The following is a 21,679-nucleotide window of genomic DNA, read 5'->3' on the forward strand; positions in this document are numbered from 1 at the left end:
ACTTAGCTTTTCGTCGCATCGTAAGAAAGATCGTTTCCGTCTGTCCAACCTGCGTTTTTCGCGCCGCGCTCTACCACACGTTGACGGAAAATATCAGAGACTTTCTCCGCGTCACCCGCAAGCAGCGCTTTGGTTGAACAAAGCGATGCACACATCGGTAACTTGCCTTCTGCGATACGGTTCGCACCGTATTTTTGACGTTCTTCCTCAGAGCCTGGCTCTGTTTCTGGGCCGCCCGCGCAGAAAGTACATTTATCCATTTTGCCACGTTCACCAAACGCTTCTTGTTTAGGGAACTGAGGTGCGCCAAACGGACAAGCAAACAAACAGTAACCACAACCGATACACAGATCTTTATTGTGAAGAACGATCCCGTCTTCGGTATGTTCAAAACAGTCTGCTGGACAAACTGCCATACAAGGCGCATCGGTACAGTGCATACAAGCAACAGAGATGGAGTTTTCACCAGCTTCACCGTCGTTCAGTGTTACCACGCGGCGACGTTGAATGCCCCATTCAAGAGCATCGTCGTTTTCGTTCTTACATGCAGTAACACAGCCGTTACACTCGATACAGCGTTTGGTGTCACATAGAAATTTCATTCGTGCCATTGTCAGACTCCTTACGCTTTACGAATGTTACATAGGGTTACTTTGGTTTCCTGCATCAAGGTAACCGGGTCGTAACCGTAAGTGGTTGCAGTGTTGGCCGATTCGCCAACAACGTAAGGCTGTGTACCTTCTGGGTATTTAGGACGTAGGTCTTCACCTTCGAACTTACCGCCAAAGTGGAACGGAATGAACGCCAAGCCAGGTTTCACACGGCGTGTTACCATCGCTTTCACCTTGATTCGTCCCTTCTCTGCACCTTCAACCCAAACATCATCACCATCTCTGAAACCAAGGTCGTTCGCGTCTTTCGGGTTCACTTCGACAAACATTTCTTGTTGAAGCTCGGCAAGCCATGGATTTGAACGCGTCTCTTCACCGCCACCTTCGTATTCAACCAGACGACCAGAAGTCAGAACGATTGGGTACTCGCCAGATTTGTCTTGCTCTTGAATGGATTTATACAACGTAGGAACACGGAAGATTGCATCTTTGTCATCCCAAGTTGGGTAATCCGTTACAAGGTCACGACGTGGTGTGTACAGTGGCTCACGATGCAGTGGTACGCGGTCTGGGAACGTCCAAACAATCGCACGCGCTTTCGCGTTACCAAATGGGATACAACCGTGCTTGATCGCGACACGCTGAATACCGCCAGAAAGGTCAGTCTTCCAGTTTTTACCCTCTGCTGCCGCTTTCTCTTCAGCCGTTAGATCGTCCCACCAACCAAGTTGTTTCAACAACTTGTCAGTGAATTCTGGGTAACCGTCTTTGATTTCACAGCCTTTCGAGTAACTGTCTTCTGCAAGAAGGCTCTTGCCTTCGAATTCCACACCAAAGCGCGTACGGAAGTTACCGCCACCTTCTGCAACCGTCTTAGACGTATCGTACAGAATGTGTGTGCCTGGGTGTTTCATTTCCGGTGTACCCCAACATGGCCAAGGTAGACCGTAGGTTTCACCGTTGACAGGGCCACCTTCCGCTTCCAATGTGGTTTTGTGGAACGTATGCCAGTTTTGTTGGTGCGCTTTCAAACGCTCTGGGCTTTGGCCTGTGTAACCAATCGTCCACATGCCTTTGTTGAATTCACGCGTCAGGTCTTCAATCACCGGCTGGTTGTTTTCAACACGGATGTTTTTGAACAGAAGATCTGAATAGCCCAGTTTCTTCGAAAGCAGGTACATGATTTCATGGTCTGGTTTTGATTCGAACAACGGTTCAATCACCTGATCACGCCATTGCAGAGAGCGGTTAGAAGCGGTAACACTGCCGTATGTTTCAAACTGCGTTGTTGCAGGAAGCAAGTAAACGCCGTCGGTACGGTCGTTCATTACCGCAGCAACCGTTGGGTATGGGTCCACAATCACCATCATGTCCAACTTCTGCATTGCTTTTTTCATCTCAACACCACGTGTTTGAGAGTTCACTGCGTGTCCCCAGTAGAACATTGCACGGATGTTTTCGCGTTGACGAATGTTGTCTTTGTTTTCCAGTACACCATCCACCCAACGGGATACAGGAATACCTGCACTGTGCATTGGTTTCTGACCGCTATAAGCGTTGTCATCGAAACGACCTTTAATCCATTCGTAATCGATTTCCCACACTTTTGACCAATGACGCCAAGCGCCTTCAGAAAGGCCGTAGTAGCCCGGTAGCGTGTCAGAAAGTACGCCAAGGTCGGTTGCGCCTTGTACGTTATCGTGACCACGGAAGATGTTTGCGCCGCCGCCTGATTTACCAATGTTACCAAGTGCTAGCTCAAGCACACAGTAAGCACGTGTGTTGTTGTTACCGGTAGTATGCTGAGTACCACCCATACACCAAACGATACAGCCTGGGCGATTTTCAGAAAGCAGTTTTGCTGTTTGGTAAACGTCTTCTTCGCTTACGCCTGTTACACGCTCAACTTCTGCTGGCGTCCACTTCGCTACTTCAGCACGGATTTCATCCATACCGAATACACGTTGACGGATGAACTCTTTATCTTCCCATTGGTTTTCGAAGATGTGCCACAACACACCCCAAATGAATGCTACGTCAGAACCAGGACGAAGTGAGACATAGTGATCCGATTTTGCTGCCGTACGTGTACGACGAGGATCCGCTACGACAATCTTACAGTTGTTCTTCTCTTTTGCGATCAGAATGTGCTGCATCGCTACTGGGTGTGCTTCAGCTGGGTTTGAACCAATGAACAGCATCGACTTACAGTTGTGCATGTCATTGAAAGAGTTGGTCATCGCACCGTAACCCCAAGTGTTTGCTACACCCGCCACGGTTGTTGAGTGACAAATACGCGCTTGGTGGTCAACGTTGTTAGTGCCCCAAAGTGATGCCATTTTGCGGAACAAGTACGCTTGTTCGTTGCTGTGCTTTGCGCTTCCCAAGAAGTAAACCGAATCAGGGCCAGACTCTTTGCGGATGTCCATCACCTTGTTACCGATTTCTTCGATCGCTTGATCCCAAGAAAGCTTTTTCCACTTACCGTTTTCAAGCTTCATTGGGTATTTAAGACGGCGCTCACCGTGGCCATGTTCACGCAGTGCTGCGCCTTTTGCACAGTGACCACCGGCGTTAAATGGGTGGTCGAATGCAGGCTCTTGACCCGTCCAAACACCATTTTGAACTTCTGCGTAAATACCACAACCCACTGAACAGTGAGAACAGATAGTACGTTTTACTTCTGTTTTCGCTTCTGGATCGACGGATTTTGCTTGCGCTTTTTTCATCATTCCCGGTGCGAATAGACTAGCACCAACCACTGCGCCACCAGCGGCAAGCGAAGTGTTTTTCATGAATGCACGACGAGATACGCCAAGCTGGTTCGTTTCTTTGCTCACACTGTCGGAGCGTTTGACAAGTTTCATCCGTTATCTCCTAAAGTGTGTCGTAGTAATCGCGAATGTGTTGAGTTTCACGATACCCTTTCTTCTTCACGTCTTTTTCAGAAGGCTCAACCGTTTCTGAAGCAACGGCCACTTTCGTGGTTCCCGCAACAACAGCACCAGCAACGGCAGCGGTTGTGAAGCCTTTTAGGAGATCCCTACGGCTTGTGTTTATTTCTTTATTATCTTTCATCATTGCTTCCTTACCTTACGGTAGATCTTTGGAGACTCATGCCTCTCTATCGATATGACCAAGTACTGCTCGATTACTCGTAATCAGTGACGTTTTTCACATCAATTTTTAATTTGTTCTTACTGCTTTTGGTGTTCACGCTAAAGCGCACTTGCTCTAACGTTAAAAACGCATCGCAAAGCTGTGCAGCTGGCTTGTAGAAGTTCACGCTTTCTGCGTTCTCTAGTTGGCGCGTAAAAGATTGGAACCAAGGGGCGATGTGTTTGTTAAACACCGCTTGTTGAAGTTCTTCCTCTTCACCCGTCAGCATTGCCATCACTTCGCACAGTGCAGAAATATGGTCTTCAGGCTCTTTCACGTTCTCTTCACGTTCAATGCCTAAAAGATCCAAATCGCGACGAATTTTCGCTAACGGTTTTTCCATCATCGAGCCAGTGCGATGCCAAGACCCGAATGGCACAACTTCACCACGTCCAATGCCAATAAACAGATCTTGATATTCTTCTTCTAACGCTTCTCGCTGCGCTTCGTTCGCGGCTTGTTGCAGTGCGAGCCAAGCTTTTTGCATCGCGCTCTCAGACGGTTCAATTTCTAGCGATTTCAGGAACGCCAGCATTTCATCACTTGGCGCACTACGAAAAAGTGCGGATAGAACGAGATAAATGTCTGTTCTCAGTGTTTGTTCTTGTTGTGTATCCACTGCGAGCTCCTAGTATTTCAATTGATTCATTGGATCTGCAGCCATCGATTCAAACATGTCGATCACACGACAGTCTTCACACATGGCGATGCGATTAATGGCAGCTTCATCAGAGAAATGAGAATGACCACGAAGCTTGTTTTGCAGCATGTCGATCATCGATTGCGGAGCAAAAGGCTTGTGACAGCGAATGCACTCGGCTGCCTTTTCTTCATGAATCACAACCGCTTTCTGGCGTTCTTCTTTCACCCAGTTCATACGAGGAGTAAGCGTCAGCACTTTCTCTGGACACGCTTTCTCGCACAGCCCACATTGAATGCAGTCTTGCTCGACGAATTTAAGCGACGGAGATTGGCCGTCCGTATGCAATGCACGTGTTGGACACACCGCCACACAGCTCATGCACAACGTACAATCTTTGCTTTCACAAGAAACCGTGCCGTAAGGTGCATTCGCTGGCAGTTCAACAATGTTCTCAACTGGAATACGCGATACTGACAACGCATCCAACGCCGTAAATAGACGCTGACGTTTGTTACCTTGCAAATCACCTAATGCCAAATCAAAAGACTCGGTACAAAGTGTCGGAGCACCTTCACGTAATGACTCTAGATACAGAATGTCGATGGTTTCTTTGGCGATACCAAGCTGGTCGAGCAACTCTTGAGCAATACCTACTTCGCTATTAAGCACACGAATAATGGTTTGAGGCATAAAACGCGAAGCCGCAAACAGCACCTGAGTAGCACCGTTCACAAGCGCGGCGAACCAAGTATCTATACCAACCGAAGGCAGTTCTTCCACCACAATGGGAATTACATTATCTGGCAGTGCTTTTAGTGCCATCACGTTGTAGCTCTCGTGGCGAGAACTACAAATCAATACGATAGGATCTAAACCACCCGCTTGCTCATAGTTGGCTAGCGTACGTTCAATAAACTTTTGCGTATCTTCGGGGTTTGGCAATGCGTAATGAATAGCTTCTGTCGGACACGCTGTAGCACAAGTACCCACGCCTTGACATAGGTATGGGTTGATCTCGATGCGATGGCCCGTTTTGTCGCTGCCTTCACTCGATAATGCACCTGCCGGACAGGCATCCACACAACGTTCGCAACCTTTTACGCCACGAGAGCTATGTGCACATAAATCGGTATCTAAACGGAAGAATTTCGGTTTATCGAACGTCCCCATCAAGGTTGGAATTTCTTCCAACGCCTCAGCCAGTTTCGGATAGCCACGACCAACTGGGTAGTAGCCCGGTACTGGTACTTCTTCCGACATGCAGCTGTTTAGGCAAAGATCGAGTACGATATCGAAACAATCGATATTGATCGCGACCTTGGCAAGATTGTTGGTCGAACCATGATTTTCAATCAGAACTTCAAACGTACCTAAAAACCCTGAAACCTGAACCGAATTGGCGTAGTAAAGCTCGGGATTTGTGCCCTTTTCGCCGTCGGTAGAAAGCAGCGTTAGGCTGTTCATTTGCGACAATTGCGCTGCCGCACTTTCGATGATTGCCGTTGGACCTACAATCAAAGTATTACCGCCGCTTTCATAGCTTACGGTTGGTGGAATAAGATTCGTCAACTCTACGGTATTTTCGAAAGCGTACAGCCTCGCTTTACCGTTATTGGAAGTTGCTTGTTCTAATAATTGTTTCAGCATTGCTCAATTCCATTTATGAACATGGATAGTCTTTTCCATCTCTTAGTGTAGTTAGCGCCGGAGATTCTGCTGATTAACTTATCAATGAGCATTCTTATTCCGCCATCTATAGGCGATGAATACTACGCAGTGCGTCCGTGCTAACTTCAACCAGATTGGTATTGAGCAACAAATAGCAAATGTCATGCCAATGAAACATCAATTAAAATTCAATCACTTAGATATTTTACCGACAAATAGTAGGGATAAAAAAACCGGTTGAGACATTTTGTCCCAGCCGGTTCATTGAGTGTTTAGTCAAAATGTACCTATTCTTTGTGTGGTATATTTTGTCTCACCTCGTTAGGCGGTGATTCCTCAGCAAAAGTATCACTTTCACCAGACACTGTATTTATATACAGTTCATATTCATCTTGGGTAATTCCGGCACTTTTTTCGGCGTTTGGTTCTGCGTCTTCAACCACCTCAGATGCGATATCGTCAGCGTTAAGTTCAGATCCTTGCGCCGTTTCAGCGTCTGGTTCTTCTTCCACTTTTTCTTTAACCCAATCACGCAGCGTCTCTGCGACGTCTTTAGAAAGTGACTTTAAGTTACTGTAATCATCATCGTAATCGTCTAGGCCATCACGCACGTTAAATTCTTCGGACAAGAACATTTTGCGCAGCGCGGCTTTCTTAACACTTTCTGAAGCTTCAGAAACCAGCAGTTGCGCCACAGACATTTCTTCGGGCTTTTCAGTCTCTACACTCGCGGTAATGTCTGGTGACTGACTAACCTCGTTGACGTTCAAAGCGTCTGAGCTTTCGTCAGCGTTTGAAAGCGCTGTGACACAATCTTCGGATTGCTCCGTCTCTGCTATCGGCGTGATCTCTTCATCATGTTGGGAAGGTTCTGCTAATTTACGTTTCGACCAACGGCTTAAAATACTAGTTGCCATTTGCTCTGCCCGCTCCTTTGCGTTTTTTACGTCTTACTTCTAACAACTCACCGTGGCGACCGATGAAGGCTTCCATCCAAGCCTGAACGGCTAACGGCATATCGTTGGATAGTACAAGATTGTCGCCATCCATATATTGCGCCGCGACAGATTGTGACGCCGTTAGTAACTGTATCGCTGGTTTTTCACCAGACTCGACGTTATCCATCACTAAAAAAAGTTTAGGTTGCTGAGAGCTTAAGTTAAAGCGGTAGTCTGTACGCTCGTCTTTGTGCAGTTGCAATAGACAAACATCAGGAGTCTCTTCCGTCGGATTTAGCGCAAATCCCGTCAACTGCCATTGGGTTGTCACCCAAATCCCTGTACTGATCTCATGCTCAACAAGCTCTACGCCAATTGGCCATGCGTCTTCAGTCTTCTCGTAATTGTTCTCGAAATCTTTCTTATCCGACATAACTCACCCAGTTTTTCTATTTTGGTCTGAAAGCAAGCAGGACACTTTGACCTTACTTTCGACCATTTTATTGACTTATAAGCAATAAACGAGCCACACTGATAAAGCTTAGCCTATTCATGTCCTCTGGCTATAAGTACCAAACTAGCCGAAACTCAAATGTACTGATGTGTCATTACTGCGAACTCGCAGTTTTAATGCATTGTTGACATAATACCTCGCAATTTTTGTGGGAACCGCTATTTTGGAACGAGATTTGCTTTGCTAACCACTTAGCAAGCTAAATGCGTAGCAACCTAACGCTCTTAATCACTAGGACACGACTGTGCTGAAACCAAATATTATTAAAACCAGTGAAAATCCCCTGCAAACCATTGAAGTCGACGTGTACGACGAGTACGGCGAAAAACTGACAAAGCAAATCGCGTGCGAGCGCCCTCTTACGGTCATGCTGAACTGGAAAGAAGTGGTCACGCTCATGACGCTAGGTTCGCGTCCTGAAGCGCTGGTACTGGGTTATTTAAAAAACCAAAGCTTCCTGTCTGATCCAGCAGCGATTGAATCCGTCATTATTGACTGGGAAACGCATTCCGCAGCGGTGATTACTAAAGAAAATACCGAACATTTAGAAGGCGCTCTGAAAAAGAAAACCGTCACATCTGGCTGTGGTCAAGGCACCATGTATGGCAATGTGATGAAACAACTTGAGAACTACCAAGTGCCTCAAGTTCCGCTTAAACAATCAGAAATTTATTCTGCGCTGGAAGCGTTAACTCATTACAACGACACCTACAAAAAAGCGGGCGCAGTACACGGCTGTGCGGTTTGCAAAGGCAATGAGGTATTATCATTTGTGGAAGATGTCGGCCGCCACAATGCTGTGGATACGCTTGCAGGTGAGATGTGGCTCAAAGAAGAAACAGGTGAAGATAAAATTTTCTACACAACTGGTCGCCTTACTTCAGAGATGGTGATTAAAGTGGCCCAAATGGGCATTCCTGTTCTACTTTCTCGCTCTGGCGTTACTCAAATGGGGTTAGATCTTGCGAAACAATTTGGCATTACGACGATTGCGCGAGCAAAAGGTTTACGCTTCCAAGTATTTACCGGAGCCGACAAGATTGAGTTTGATGTGAAAGGCGAAAGTGCATCTCGTTAACGAGAAAATAATACAAAACCGTCGATTCGTGTAAACTTATAACAATTGGGATAAGTAAATCATCACGTTATGAAGGCTTAATTAAACGATATAAGTCAGAAATAGCAACATGTGTTGTAGCAATAACAACGCTTGCTTTAATTGATGCTAACTACAGCTCATTCACAAAGGATGTGAACTATGGACAATGACCAACTGTGGAATTTTTTGCTCACGCCCAGTGGCATCATGCTCTCAATGATCATTACATTTGGTGTCGTCGGCATATATGCGTATATAACCGGTCAGTTTAAGGATTAAGACCAATATAAAAAGCCTCGCTAAATAGCGAGGCTTTTGCTTTTTAAACGCTTTGCGAGTAATTACGCGTCAACGCCACGAGATTTTAGGAACTCAGAGTACGTGCCTTTGAAGTCCGTGATCTTGCCATCGCGGATTTCGATAATACGCGTTGCTAGCGAGTCTACGAATACACGGTCGTGAGATACGAAGAACAACGTGCCTTTGTATTGCTCAAGCGCGGTGTTCAAAGATTCAATCGATTCCATATCCATGTGGTTGGTAGGTTCGTCCATTAGCAGCATGTTTGGCTTGTGCATCATCAGCTTACCAAGCAGCATACGACCTTGCTCACCACCAGACAGTACTTTTACTGACTTTTTAATGTCGTCTTGACCAAACAGCATACGACCAAGGAAACCACGAACGACTTGCTCGTCATCACCTTCTTGACGCCATTGACCCATCCAATCCGTTAGGTTCATGTCTTCTGCAAAGTCATGCGCGTGGTCTTGCGCGTAGTAACCGATATTTGAGTTTTCAGACCATTTGTACTCACCCGCACGCGGTTCAAGCACACCAGCAAGCGTGTTTAGAAGTGTTGTTTTACCCACACCGTTCTCACCGATGATCGCAACACGCTCACCCACTTCAAAAATTGCATTGAAGTCTGAGAACAAGTCCTCTTCGAATCCTTGGCTTAGGTTTTCAACAATCAGAGCGTTACGGAACAGCTCTTTCGACTGTTCGAAACGAATGAATGGGTTTTGACGGCTAGACGCTTTAACTTCATCCAGTTTGATCTTGTCGATTTGCTTAGCACGAGATGTCGCTTGTTTTGCTTTCGATGCGTTTGCTGAGAAACGTGCAACGAACGTTTGTAGCTCAGCAATTTGTGCTTTCTTCTTCGCGTTGTCGTTTAATAGACGTTCACGAGCTTGAGAAGCTGCTGTCATGTACTCATCATAGTTACCTGGGTAAATGCGCAGTTCACCGTAATCCAAGTCCGCCATGTGCGTACATACTGAGTTTAGGAAGTGGCGGTCGTGCGAGATGATGATCATGGTGCAGTTACGCGCATTTAGCGTGTCTTCCAACCAACGGATCGTATCCATGTCCAAGTTGTTGGTAGGTTCGTCAAGCAGCATAACGTCTGGGTCTGCGAATAGAACTTGCGCTAGAAGCACACGAAGTTTCCAGCCCGGCGCCACTTCACTCATTAGGCCGAAGTGCTGCTCCATTGGAATACCCACCGCAAGAAGAAGCTCGCCCGCTTTGGCTTCTGCCATGTAGCCGTCCATTTCCGCAAACTGAACTTCTAGGTCAGCCACTTTCATGCCGTCTTCTTCACTCATTTCAGCAAGTGAGTAGATACGGTCACGCTCTTTCTTCACTTCCCATAGCTCTTTATGACCCATGATAACGGTATCGATTACCGTAAATTCTTCGTAAGCGAACTGGTCCTGGTTTAGTTTTGCAACGCGCTCGTTTGGATCGTAACTCACGTTACCGCTGGTTTGCTCAAGCTCGCCGCTGAGGATCTTCATAAAGGTTGATTTACCACAACCGTTAGCTCCAATTAAGCCGTAGCGATTACCTTCGCCGAACTTAACTGAAATGTTTTCGAATAGCGGCTTAGCGCCGAATTGTTGAGTAATATTCGCTGTGGAGATCAAAACCTTTACCTTAGCAATTGGGGTGTATTTAGAAAAACCGGGCAACGGTACTTGTTCATGCTACATACTGCAAGTGTTGTTTTTATTAATTCATCGCTAGTGAAACCATCGCAGTGCTTCTTCAAAGCAAAAAGCTCAAGCACAAATGCGTCATTGAATACAAAAAAGAGCCAGTATTATAACTGGCTCTTTCTTCCGTAATGCTTACAACAAGTGACTAAGCGATATTCGTCACCTCTAGGATCAGCTCGGCTTTTTTAGGTAAATAAATACTGAATTTACTGCCCTTTCCCCATTCCGACTCGGCTTTTAGCTCACCACCCGTTTGGCTGAGGATACTTTGAGAGACCGACAGTCCCAATCCAGTACCCTCTCGCTTCGTCGTGTAAAATGGTGAGAAGATTCGATTCAAGTTTTCTGGCTTAATACCGCAACCCTCGTCAATAACATGAATCGCGGCTCCTTTCACTTCGCCCTCGTCAATCCAATCTTCACTGACTACGGTTAACGTGCCTTTACCGTTCATTGCGTGAATGGCGTTCATTTGCAGGTTAACTAAGATTTGTAGCAAATGATGGCGGTTTATCTCAACTGACGTATGTGCTTGTAGATCAGTCACAAACTCGACGTCGCGTTTCTTGGTGCCCGTTTTAACCAAGGTGATGCTTTCATCAATGATAGGATTGACATGTTGCCAAGTGATTTCATCTTGAACACCACCTTGGCGACTGTATTGCAATAAACTGCGCGTGATATTGCGGATACGATCAATTTGCGCGTGAATCGCATCAATCTCTTCTTGTACTCGACTTGCATCGTCACCCAACTCAAAGTGGATCAACTCCACGTTGCCAAGGATCACGGCGGTTGGGTTATTGATTTCGTGAGCAATCCCCGCGGTGAGTTCTCCCAGTGCTGCCAGTTTTTCATGAACAACTAGTTTGTCGCGGGTTTGGTTAAGCAATTGAATATGCAGCTCTAGATCTTGGGTTTTTTCTCTAAGGCTCGCTGTACGCTCTTGAACTTTGCATTCAAGTTGCGCTGCGGAGTTCTTCAGTTCAATTTTGCGCTCTTCTAGCGCGTCTAACATATCATCAAACTGTCTGGCTAATTGTGCGAGTTCATGATCGGCATCCAATCCCAACGGACCAATCCGTTTTTCTTTTCCTTGTTGGACCTGCTTCACCACTTTATGGATGCGTTCGATCGGTCGAAACAGATCATAAGAACCGCGATATACCATCACGCCGGAAACCAGCAATAACATAACCGTAATCAAGCTAATTTCTGCAATGTTGGTCATGTAGGCTTTAACGAATGGCCACATTAGGTAACCGGTATAAAGCATACCAATAACATTGTCGTATTGGTCTTTGATCGGTTGATACGCCGTAATATACCAAGCGTCATACACATAGGCTCGGTCAACCCACTGCTCACCTTTTGAAAGTACTTGGTTATACACTTCTGCGCTCACGCGAGTGCCTATGGCGCGCCCTAGCCTATGCTCGCTGTCTAGAGGAACGTTGGTACTTACACGCAAATCATCAAGAAATACCGTCAACGTGCCAACCGGACGAAGGCGATCATTATCGCTGAGATAGATTAAGTCGCGAATTTGATCTACCAATACAGTACTGTTATTGAGAAGCAAACCACCATCAAGAAAGCCGATCAAATCATTCGTTTGGCTATACACAGGAATCACGGTTCGACTGACTAACCCACGCGCTTCCATGCCACCATCAGCAAGAATAGGCACTTCCGCTCGTTTAGCGAGTTCAGGATCGAGGCGTTCGAGTTCATCTTTATTGAGTACATCAAAAAACGATTCTCGCTTAGTGAGATCCATAAAGCGGAATTTGTTTTCCATCGAGTTGACGCGTTGGAAAGAGAGAAAATCTAAAGCATATCTTTTCTTCTGCTCAGTGACCCACTTTTGCAGCTCATCTTGCGGTATCCCTTGATTGATGCGAATACGAAAATCGTATGAGTCAGCAAACGCACGTACGTAATTCGATTGCTTTTGCTGTAACAACGTTACGCTGTTATTCGCAACACCAAGACGTTCAGAAACATCAAGCAGTGCATTCTGCCACGTATAATGGATGGACCAATAAATGGTAATCCCGATCAGGGCTATCAAAGTGAGGAAGATAGGTGCGGAGGTTAAAAATAATAAGCGATAACGCACCATGGTTTTAAAACGGTGCGTCCATTTCGACAATCCTTTGTGCTGTGGGCCGTTAGTCGGCATATTCCTCATCCTCAGAATCCCATTCTTTATACTTACGTTCTAAGGTCTTACGCGCAACGCCTAAGTCACGAGCAGCGGCTGATTTGTTGCCTTCGTGCAAATTAACGACCTGTTTTATATGCGCTTTTTCGACTTCTTTCAGTGTCCAGTTGTTCGGGTACCCCTCACCTGTGAACTCTCTACCTTCTTTAAATGTCGGTAGTTCAGCAGAATGAGAAACAGTAATCGACACATTAGGCAATGAGTGTCCACCATTTAGCTCCCGCCAATAATGCGCAGGCGGTTTCCCAAGCAAAATGCATCGCTCAATCAAGTTTTTCAGTTCACGAATATTGCCTGGCCAATCGTATTCGCTCATCGCTTCCATATCTTCATGTGCCCATTTGGGCGCAGGCATACCAAGCTCCCGCGTCAGCATATTGCTGAAAAATGGCACGAGCTCAAACAAATCGGTTTTGCGCTCACGCAGAGGACACACTTCAATTTTCAGAACGTTTAAACGGTAATACAGGTCACTGCGGAAGTTGCCTTGATTGACCTCTTCTTGAAGGTTTCGGTTGGTTGCTGCAACAATACGGACATCAATGCTGATTTCTTTTTCTGAACCAACAGGACGGATAGTACGCTGCTCTAACACACGCAATAATGATGCCTGCATTGCAAGTGGCATTTCCCCAATTTCGTCAAGAAATAAGGTGCCACCGTTCGCAACACGGAACAAACCTTCACGAGATTTTTTCGCACCGGTAAACGCCCCCGATGTATGACCAAATAACTCACTTTCAAGTAGCTCTGGCGCAATGGCGCCACAGTTGATTGGCACAAATGGGCCCGTTCGCCCACTCGCTTGGTGAATACCTCGCGCAACCAGCTCTTTACCCGTACCCGACTCACCTTCCACCAAAACAGAAGCACGCGACGGTGCAAACTGGTTAATCAGCTGCTTAAGCTGACGCGTTTTTTCTGAGCCACCGATGATCTCGGAGGTATTGTGACGTTGGTAATCGCGCTTCATGGCGTACTGCATGCGCTCGTTCAAGCGACGATCCATGCAGCGACTGACCGCTTTTAGCATTTGTTCTAAGTTGAAGGGCTTGAGGATAAAGTCAGAAGCACCAAGTTGAAGTGCGCGAATAGCAATCTCTAAATCCGCATAGCCCGTCATGAAGATCACATCGGCACGTTTGTCGTCATCTTCAAACGCTTCTTCCCAATCAATCCCAGAGCGCCCCGGCAGATTAATATCCAGTAAAATCAGATCATAATGTCGAGAATTACGCAGTTGCTCTGCTTCTTCGATGCTGCCAGCAGTGTCGACATGTGAGAAAAGCTTCCCCAATGCCTTTTTCAAAATGGCTTGCATGCCCAATTCATCATCAACGACCAGTACGGAAAAGGCGTTATATTGTTGGTTTGTACTAATATGGGATTGAGTAGACATATTTACCCCAGATGGCTTCGGATGGGACAGAGTGTACCAAGTTTAAACAGAGATACCCTACAAAAAGTGCGACATTTTGTACCAACGCAAACTTTTGTGCAAATAACCCCATGATTTAGTGCATAAATCGAGCACTTTTCGCTTGTAAAAGGTTGGCATCTTGTTTGCTATAAGGTGGCTACAGGGCGTATTCAAGTGATCTCAGGATGTTGGTGTTTGTTATTCCAACACCCTAAGACAACTTGCACTTTGAACTAATCGCTCTCGCCCAAGAGGCCTCTCCCAATACATCGGGAGAAAAGCCAAAGAATCATTGGAAAGGAACACATAAAAATGAAAAAAATTGCGCTAACTCTGGCTGCGACGTCAATCACGCTTGTAAGTTACTCTGCGTTTTCCGCTCAAGATGGCGAGCACGTTCGCCTAGCAACCACTACCAGTACTTACCATTCAGGGTTACTTGATTACCTGCTTCCACAATTTGAGAAAGACACGGGCTACAAAGTCGATGTTATCGCTGCGGGTACTGGCAAGGCCTTAAAAATGGGCGAAAACGGTGACGTAGATTTGGTGATGACACACGCACCAAAAGCCGAAGGCACATTCGTTGAGAAAGGCTACGGCGTTCTACCTCGTAAACTGATGTATAACGACTTTGTAATTGTTGGCCCGAAAGCTGACCCAGCAAAAATCAAAAATGAGGAAGGCGTGTTAGATGTATTCAAAGAGATCGCAAACAAAAACGCAACGTTCATCTCTCGCGGCGATGATTCTGGTACGCACAAAAAAGAAATGGGCTTCTGGGCTCAAACTAAAATCGAACCAAACTTTGGCGGTTACCGCAGCGTAGGTCAAGGTATGGGCCCAACTCTGAACATGGCGTCTGAAATGCAAGGCTACACAATGACAGACCGCGGAACATGGTTGGCTTATCAAAACAAATTGGATCTAGAAATTCTGTTCCAAGGCGATGAAAAACTGTTTAACCCGTACCAAGTTATTCTTGTTAACCCTGAGCGTTACCCAACAATCAACTACCAAGGCGCGAAAGCATTCAGTGATTGGTTGGTGAACCCTCGCGGACAGGAACTTATCAATGGTTTCCGCCTAAACGGTAAACAACTGTTTGTTGCGAATGCTGAGAGCAAATAACGCAATATGAATCTTGCTGATACAACACTGGAAGCGCTTCGCTTACTGGTGAATTTTGATGCAGACCTATGGGAGATCGTTGCGGTCTCCTTTAGTGTTTCTATCACGGCAATATCCTTAGTGGTATTGCCGGCTATTTTGATGTCCTTTGTACTGGCGTATACCGACTTTCGCGGTAAATGTTTTTTGTTGTCGATCGTGAATACGCTGCAAGCGGTTCCTACCGTCGTGATTGGCCTTTTGCTGTATATGTTGCTGTCGCGCGCTGGCCCTTGGGGAGACTGGCAAATGCTGTTCACTCAGAAGGCGATGATTTTCGGCCAAATGGTGATCTGTTTCCCTGTTTTGGTATCGATGATGCATGGTGCATTGCAATCTAGCGACCGTCGCTCTGTGGAAACTGCCATTACGCTAGGCGTCTCCATTCCGCGCGTGGCCGCTACAATGATTTGGGAAACCCGCTTTCCTGTACTCGCAGCTATCATTGCAGGGTTCTCACGTATCGTAACCGAGGTGGGCTGCTCAATGATGGTAGGCGGAAACATTATGGGCGTAACGCGCAATATTCCGACCGCTATCGCAATGGAAAGCAGCAAAGGTGCTTTTGCGCAAGGAGTTGCATTAGGAATTGTATTACTATCTTTAGCGTTGGCACTAAACTTCTTCTTATCAAGCATGAGAGGCAAAGGCTACCTCAGAACATAGAACATGAAGCAAACAAACGACTCACCATTAACCCCATGTAGAGGCGCATTATGACTATAAAAATCACCGCCGAGCAGTTATCCATGCGCTTTAAAGAGCGTGTGCTTTTCCACATCCCTGAGTTAGCCATCGGCCCAAATGATGCCATTTATCTCAAGGGTGACAATGGTGTGGGCAAAACTACCCTACTCAAAATCCTTGCTGGCTTGCTAAAACCTTCTACTGGCGATGTTGTTGCGCCAAAAGATACGTGGCTAAAAAGACTGACGCGCCGCAACGGCCGTGTCGATGTGATTTATCTCCATCAATCCCCTTACCTTTTTGACGGCACTGTATATGAGAACGTAGTCTATGGCGTGAAATATCAACAAGACACACCAAAAGATAAGCGAGCTCAAGTTATTCACGCACTACGCATGGTAGGTTTAGAAACCTTAGCGGACGAACATATTTCCGTGTTGTCCGGCGGTGAAAAACAGCGCGTTGCCATGGCAAGGGCTTGGATCTTAAAACCGTCGATTTTATTGATGGATGAGCCAAGTGCGTCTTTAGACCAAGAATCCATTGAACGATTGGTGGTGATGGCGAAAGATCTTTTGGATCGCGGTTCCAGTATCGTGGTGACAAGCCATCAGGCCAACGCACTGACCGACTTATGTAAAAAACAGTGGTGGATTAAAGACAAGACTTTGATAGAGTCTCCTCTGTTGTATGTCATACCAAAAGAAACATCCCAAGAGAATGCATATGCTTCAACCAACACAAACTAGTTGGGTCATTTTGGCTGGTGGCCAAGCCAGCCGTATGGGTGGAAAAGATAAAGGTCTGATTGAATTAAATCAGAAGCCACTCATCGAACACGTTATTGAACGTTTATCTCCACAAACTCCACGCATTTTAATTAATGCCAACCGAAACCAAGATGCGTACAGCAAATTTGGTTTCGTATTTAGTGATCAATTCAAAGATTTCCCTGGGCCTATGGGCGGTATTCACGCGGGTTTGATGCATGCTGAAACTGACTGGGTCGGATTTGTACCTTGCGATAGTCCACAAATTAACACCGACCTTGTCGAGCGTTTCTGCCAAGCCGTAAAAGAAGACACCGATATTTTGGTTGCTCATGATGGCGACCATCAGCAACCTGTTTTTACGCTCTACCACAAGCGCGTACTGCCAAAACTCACCGCATTTTTAGAACGTGGCGACCGAAAAATCATTCTGCTCTACAAAGAGTGCAACACCAGTTACGTTGACTTTAGCGACTCACCAAACTGTTTCGTCAACTTGAACACTCCGGAAGAACTGGCGCAATTTGGACAATTAGAATCATGAAACACACGCTAAATATTCCTATTCTTGGTTTTGCAGCTTATTCAGGCACAGGCAAAACCACGCTACTTGAAGCGCTATTGCCAAAGCTGACTGAAGCAGGTTTACGCATTGGCATGCTAAAACATGCGCACCACAACTTCGATGTCGATAAGCCGGGTAAAGACAGCTACCGTTTACGCAAAGCTGGCGCGTCTCAAATGCTGATTGCTTCTCGCAACCGTTTTGCGTTAATGACAGAAACGCCAGAAGCCGAAGCAGAGTTTGAATACCTATTAACACGTTTTGATGAAGACAACCTCGATGTAGTTTTGGTCGAAGGCTGTAAAAACATCGCGTTTCCTAAAATTGAATTGCACCGTGAAGAAGTGGGTAAGCCTTGGCTTTACCCTCACGATGAAAACATCATTGCTATCGCTTCCGACAGTGCTGAGTTAGATTCTGAACTGCCACAAATGAACATCAATGATCTTGAAGCGATTGCTCAGTTCGTTATTCAGTATGTTCAAGAAGCGAAAGCGCCAAAAAACAAAGAGAAAGACGCCGCATGTTGCGACACACTTTCTCCGGCGTTCCTTTCTGTGATTCAAGGCCAAGAAAAAATCCTTTCTTTGGTGAACACGGTCTCGGAAATAGAAGCATGCAAGATTGAAAACGCCTATGGCCGCGTTCTCGCGGAAGATATCATTTCACCAGTAAACGTGCCGCAATACACCAACTCCGCGATGGACGGTTACGCTATCCGCAGTGATGATGTTGACCGCGATAGCTACCAAGTGGTTGCTGAAGTGATGGCGGGCCATGCTTACGATCAGCCTCTGGAAGTTGGTCAAGCGGTGAAAATCATGACCGGCGCACCAACACCACTTAACGGCGACACAGTGGTCATGCGTGAGCAAGCCTCTCAAGAAGGTGACAAGGTCACCTTTAATGGTGCGAATATCAAAGCAGGCCAAAACGTTCGTCAAGCAGGTGAAGATCTCGCTATCGGCAGTGACGTCTTTACCGCAGGCACTCGCCTAGCCTCTCCAGAAATGGGCATGATCGCTTCTCTCGGTTTTGGTGAAGCGAATGTGTTCCGCAAATTGAAAGTTGCCGTGTTCTCCACCGGTGACGAAGTACAAGCGCCGGGAACAGAGCAAAAAGCGAATTCTATCTACGATTCCAACCGTTTTACCATCATGGGCATGCTTGAAAAGCTCGGCTGCGAGATCTTGGATTTCGGTATTCTGGAAGACAACGAACAGTTAATGATTGAAGCGTTGGAAAACGCATCGGCGCAAGCGGACGTGGTTATGACTTCTGGTGGCGTATCCGTTGGTGATGCGGATTACATCAAACTTGCCTTGGATAAACTTGGTCAAATCGATTTTTGGCGAATCAACATGCGTCCGGGACGTCCACTAGCGTTTGGTCAAATCAACAACAAGCCGTTCTTTGGTCTGCCGGGCAACCCTGTTGCCGTGATGGTCTCTTTCATTAACTTTGTCGAGCCTGCACTGCGTAAGATGCAAGGCGAACAAGGCTGGAAGCCTCTGAAAGTGAATGCCATCGCGATTGAGAATCTTCGCTCTCGACAAGGTCGTACCGAGTTTAGTCGTGGCATCTATGAACTGGATAACACTGGCCGTTTAACCGTTCGTACAACAGGCAAGCAAGGCTCTGGTATTTTGCGCTCAATGAGTGAGGCAAACTGTTTGATCGAAATCTCCCCAGCTATTGATACAGTAAAAGCGGGAGAAAGCGTGACAATTATCCCACTTCAAGGCAGAATCTAGCCCAAACTAGAAATTCAAAGGTCAGCGAGTCTGGCCTTTTTGTTTAATACAGAAACCTTTTCAGAGAGACAGCTATGGCTCGCACCATTCTTTACACTTACAAAGACCAAGACAAAGAACTGACGTTCTCATACCAGCAGCACCGCAACATTCAAGAAGCGGTTGCCGAAGCAGAAGGTATCGATATCACTGAGTTCCTAAAGATGGAGCAACAAATCGAAGCAGTGTCTGACACTAAAGCGGTGCGCAACTACCGCGATAACTACTTCAGAAAATTAGGCTTTAGCAAAATTACCCTAGCTCAAAAAGAAAACCTAGGCGTAGGCAAAAAGAACAAATAAGCTTAGCTGTAAACAGAAAACTCGCGATTCGTCGCGAGTTTTTTTATGCATGCTATTTTTGTTCGTGCTCTATACCCAAGCATATAGAAGTTACTTGGGTATATGAGTTACTTCTATATATAAGTAAAAAGCCCCGTTTTTACCTTGATGGTCTAAACGGGGCTTTAGATTTCTTCTTACTTTATATCGAGTAAGGTTTCAGTCACTACTTGATGTTTAGGAACGCAGCACCGCGTACACCGCCTGAATCACCGTGTTTTGCTTTGATGATCTTAGGACACTTAGCCACAGACAATAAGTGTTTAGGGATGCGTTTTGGCATCTCTTCATAAATCAATTCGAAGTTTGAAAGACCACCACCCAGCACAACAACATGTGGGTCAGTCGCTGTAAAGATGTTTGCAAAACAGATAGCCAGCAACTCCATAAAACGCTCAACGTGCTCGACGGCTTTCGCTTCACCTTCTGCGTGCGCTTTAATAATGTCGATCGCTTTCTTCTCTTCACCGTAGTAATGGGCATACAGAAGCTCGAAGCCTCGACCAGAAAGGTAACTGTCTAAACACCCCTTCTTGTCACAACCACAGCCCAACAGAGGTGCATTTTCGCCTAAGTGGAACCAAGCATCGATAGGTAAACGAGTATGGCCCACCTCACCTGCTACGTGGTTACGGCCAGAGAAAACTTTACCATCGTAGATAAAACCGCCACCAAAGCCAGTACCTAGGATCAAACCAAGTACGGAAGGCTCATCTTGAAGCTCTTCGTCCCATGCTTCTGATAGCGCAAAACAGTTTGCATCGTTTTCAATTTTTACGCTGCGACCGATTTTAGCTTCCAGATCAGCACGAAGTGGTTTGCCTTTTGCCGCAGGAACGTTAACTGTTAGTACAGTTGCATCATCGGCGTCTTCCATACCTGGTAGGCCAAGACCAATCGTACCTTCGCAGCCAAACTCTGCATCGTATTTGTTAACCAATTCCGCAATGGTATCAACCAGCAGCTCGTAGTTGTCTGTTGGTGTAGGTACACGTTCCGTCGCTACACGCTCAAGCTTCTCGTTAAATGCACCAAATTCAATTTTAGTGCCACCGACATCAAAGCCGTAATACATGTATTTCTCTCCTAAAAAATGCTTAAACGACTCCAAAAATGGCTGGAGTCAAAAGTATAAACTAGTGGCATTATCCATATCTGTACGCCTGCAAACCGTGACCGAATGCAGATTTATCCCCTCACCGCAGTCAGTTGAACAACATGCCATCAACAAAAGTTCATTCCTTAGAGTCAGCTCTCGGTTTTCACCCACTCTTTGAAACGTTTTAAATGCGGTCGGTTGGGATCGTTTTTGACTCGGGTCTTGGTCAACATGTAGGTTTCTCTAAAGGCTTCAAACCACAACTGAAGGCATTCCGATGCTTTATTCTCACCGGCTTGTTTCAAAACTAACGTCGCGACTTCGGCGGTTGAAAGATGCTGCTCATTCTCAGAACGGCGCATGATGTATTCAGACAGAGATTCTGGCTCAATAGAAAGCACAGGCAAAGATTTAAGAAAGTCAGAACGACGGAATATCTTTCGTGCCTCACGCCAGCTACCATCAATAAAGATCAGCAACCATTTTTTGTTCTGAGCCTCTTCGTTTACTAATCGCGCAGGCTCCAGATCTTCAATTAAACGAGATGGGTCATCCACATAGTCTGCAGGAAATACAATCACTGGTTGGTAGTTGTCATCCTGTAGTAGCTCCAGCATCTCCTCAGACGGTTCTGTTCGGTTCCATTGATACACGTAAGTCTCTTGAATCGTATCAGCAATTAGACGACCGGTATTACTTGGCTTAAATACTTCGTTTTCAGAAACAATCAACATACATGCAATATTAGCCTTGATGTTTGGCTGAAGATCGCACAAACAGTGTTGCTCAGAAACCTGGCAATATTGGCAACGAACCACTTTACATCCACGCGCGTTGAAAGGCTTGGTTGAGATAGATTGTCGGTACTGATATAAACGGTGGAAAGCGTGAATTCTCATGGTAAGTAATGCCAAGTAAAAAGTAGAGCGCGATTCTACTGACATTATGATTTCGCCTCAAGATAAGCCC

Annotated in this window: 19 protein-coding genes; 7 read left to right on the forward strand and 12 right to left on the reverse strand. The window is 46.1% G+C overall.

The window, feature by feature from the left end; genetic code table 11:
- Nucleotides 1-2: 2 nt before the first annotated feature.
- The 7 genes from fdh3B to NL644_RS13495 all read right to left on the reverse strand — a co-directional run bounded on the left by fdh3B (nucleotide 3) and on the right by NL644_RS13495 (nucleotide 7,452).
- Nucleotides 3-611 carry a formate dehydrogenase FDH3 subunit beta gene (gene fdh3B / locus NL644_RS13465; protein ID WP_005377536.1) on the reverse strand — a complete coding sequence of 203 codons (609 nt, stop codon included), beginning with the start codon at nucleotides 609-611 and terminating at the stop codon, nucleotides 3-5.
- Between the two features lie 11 nt (nucleotides 612-622).
- On the reverse strand, nucleotides 623-3,478 hold the full coding sequence (locus NL644_RS13470; RefSeq protein WP_005396169.1) for a formate dehydrogenase subunit alpha: 2,856 nt from the start codon (nucleotides 3,476-3,478) through the stop codon (nucleotides 623-625).
- Nucleotides 3,479-3,488: 10 nt separating this feature from the next.
- A complete protein-coding gene (locus NL644_RS13475; protein WP_005396171.1) occupies nucleotides 3,489-3,689 on the reverse strand; it encodes a twin-arginine translocation signal domain-containing protein in 201 nt (66 codons plus the stop codon).
- Between the two features lie 73 nt (nucleotides 3,690-3,762).
- A complete protein-coding gene (locus tag NL644_RS13480; protein WP_253658483.1) occupies nucleotides 3,763-4,389 on the reverse strand; it encodes a molecular chaperone in 627 nt (208 codons plus the stop codon).
- Nucleotides 4,390-4,398: 9 nt separating this feature from the next.
- Nucleotides 4,399-6,060, reverse strand: coding sequence for a 4Fe-4S dicluster domain-containing protein (locus NL644_RS13485; protein ID WP_253658484.1), 1,662 nt, complete (start codon nucleotides 6,058-6,060; stop codon nucleotides 4,399-4,401).
- A 308-nt stretch (nucleotides 6,061-6,368) separates the two neighbouring features.
- Nucleotides 6,369-6,998: a DUF3306 domain-containing protein gene (locus NL644_RS13490; RefSeq protein ID WP_253658485.1), complete on the reverse strand. Its 630-nt coding sequence runs from the start codon at nucleotides 6,996-6,998 to the stop codon at nucleotides 6,369-6,371.
- Nucleotides 6,988-7,452 carry a DUF3305 domain-containing protein gene (locus NL644_RS13495; RefSeq protein ID WP_005396177.1) on the reverse strand — a complete coding sequence of 155 codons (465 nt, stop codon included), beginning with the start codon at nucleotides 7,450-7,452 and terminating at the stop codon, nucleotides 6,988-6,990. The genes NL644_RS13490 and NL644_RS13495 overlap by 11 nt, the downstream gene beginning before the upstream one ends.
- Nucleotides 7,453-7,777: 325 nt before the next feature.
- Between NL644_RS13495 and NL644_RS13500 the strand changes: the two genes are divergently transcribed.
- The gene (locus NL644_RS13500; RefSeq protein WP_005396179.1) at nucleotides 7,778-8,611 is read left to right on the forward strand and encodes a formate dehydrogenase accessory sulfurtransferase FdhD; all 834 of its coding nucleotides are present in this window, start codon (nucleotides 7,778-7,780) and stop codon (nucleotides 8,609-8,611) included.
- A gap of 362 nt (nucleotides 8,612-8,973) precedes the next feature.
- Here the strand turns inward: NL644_RS13500 and NL644_RS13505 are convergent, their stop codons facing one another.
- From NL644_RS13505 to NL644_RS13515, 3 genes are all read right to left on the reverse strand, one after another.
- Complete coding sequence (locus NL644_RS13505) at nucleotides 8,974-10,566, reverse strand: ABC-F family ATPase (RefSeq protein ID WP_012841837.1); 1,593 nt, start codon at nucleotides 10,564-10,566, stop codon at nucleotides 8,974-8,976.
- Between the two features lie 217 nt (nucleotides 10,567-10,783).
- Nucleotides 10,784-12,823 carry a cache domain-containing protein gene (locus NL644_RS13510; RefSeq protein ID WP_226421680.1) on the reverse strand — a complete coding sequence of 680 codons (2,040 nt, stop codon included), beginning with the start codon at nucleotides 12,821-12,823 and terminating at the stop codon, nucleotides 10,784-10,786.
- Nucleotides 12,813-14,264, reverse strand: coding sequence for a sigma-54 dependent transcriptional regulator (locus NL644_RS13515; RefSeq protein ID WP_182033463.1), 1,452 nt, complete (start codon nucleotides 14,262-14,264; stop codon nucleotides 12,813-12,815). The genes NL644_RS13510 and NL644_RS13515 overlap by 11 nt, the downstream gene beginning before the upstream one ends.
- A 333-nt stretch (nucleotides 14,265-14,597) precedes the next feature.
- Here NL644_RS13515 and NL644_RS13520 point away from each other — a divergent pair, with 333 nt between their 5' ends.
- The 6 genes from NL644_RS13520 to NL644_RS13545 all read left to right on the forward strand — a co-directional run bounded on the left by NL644_RS13520 (nucleotide 14,598) and on the right by NL644_RS13545 (nucleotide 19,572).
- Nucleotides 14,598-15,416: a substrate-binding domain-containing protein gene (locus tag NL644_RS13520; protein WP_253658486.1), complete on the forward strand. Its 819-nt coding sequence runs from the start codon at nucleotides 14,598-14,600 to the stop codon at nucleotides 15,414-15,416.
- A gap of 6 nt (nucleotides 15,417-15,422) precedes the next feature.
- Complete coding sequence (locus tag NL644_RS13525; RefSeq protein WP_253658487.1) at nucleotides 15,423-16,121, forward strand: ABC transporter permease; 699 nt, start codon at nucleotides 15,423-15,425, stop codon at nucleotides 16,119-16,121.
- 50 nt (nucleotides 16,122-16,171) lie between these two features.
- Nucleotides 16,172-16,891, forward strand: a complete 720-nt coding sequence (locus NL644_RS13530) for an energy-coupling factor ABC transporter ATP-binding protein (RefSeq protein ID WP_253658488.1) — start codon at nucleotides 16,172-16,174, stop codon at nucleotides 16,889-16,891.
- The gene (gene mobA, locus NL644_RS13535; protein WP_048626382.1) at nucleotides 16,869-17,456 is read left to right on the forward strand and encodes a molybdenum cofactor guanylyltransferase MobA; all 588 of its coding nucleotides are present in this window, start codon (nucleotides 16,869-16,871) and stop codon (nucleotides 17,454-17,456) included. Before NL644_RS13530 ends, mobA begins: the two co-directional genes overlap by 23 nt.
- Nucleotides 17,453-19,231 carry a bifunctional molybdopterin-guanine dinucleotide biosynthesis adaptor protein MobB/molybdopterin molybdotransferase MoeA gene (locus NL644_RS13540; RefSeq protein WP_114322344.1) on the forward strand — a complete coding sequence of 593 codons (1,779 nt, stop codon included), beginning with the start codon at nucleotides 17,453-17,455 and terminating at the stop codon, nucleotides 19,229-19,231. The genes mobA and NL644_RS13540 overlap by 4 nt, the downstream gene beginning before the upstream one ends.
- A gap of 74 nt (nucleotides 19,232-19,305) precedes the next feature.
- Nucleotides 19,306-19,572, forward strand: coding sequence for a DUF2960 domain-containing protein (locus tag NL644_RS13545; protein WP_005377584.1), 267 nt, complete (start codon nucleotides 19,306-19,308; stop codon nucleotides 19,570-19,572).
- A gap of 205 nt (nucleotides 19,573-19,777) precedes the next feature.
- Here the strand turns inward: NL644_RS13545 and nagK are convergent, their stop codons facing one another.
- Together nagK and NL644_RS13555 are read right to left on the reverse strand one after the other, a co-directional pair.
- Entirely contained in the window at nucleotides 19,778-20,686 is a 909-nt protein-coding gene (gene nagK / locus NL644_RS13550) for an N-acetylglucosamine kinase (protein ID WP_006742573.1), read from the reverse strand.
- Between the two features lie 173 nt (nucleotides 20,687-20,859).
- On the reverse strand, nucleotides 20,860-21,609 hold the full coding sequence (locus NL644_RS13555) for a tRNA-uridine aminocarboxypropyltransferase (protein ID WP_041853036.1): 750 nt from the start codon (nucleotides 21,607-21,609) through the stop codon (nucleotides 20,860-20,862).
- Nucleotides 21,610-21,679 lie beyond the last annotated feature (70 nt).

Source organism: Vibrio sp. Y10_XG_PY6, assembly GCF_024181795.1.
Lineage (GTDB): Bacteria > Pseudomonadota > Gammaproteobacteria > Enterobacterales > Vibrionaceae > Vibrio > Vibrio diabolicus.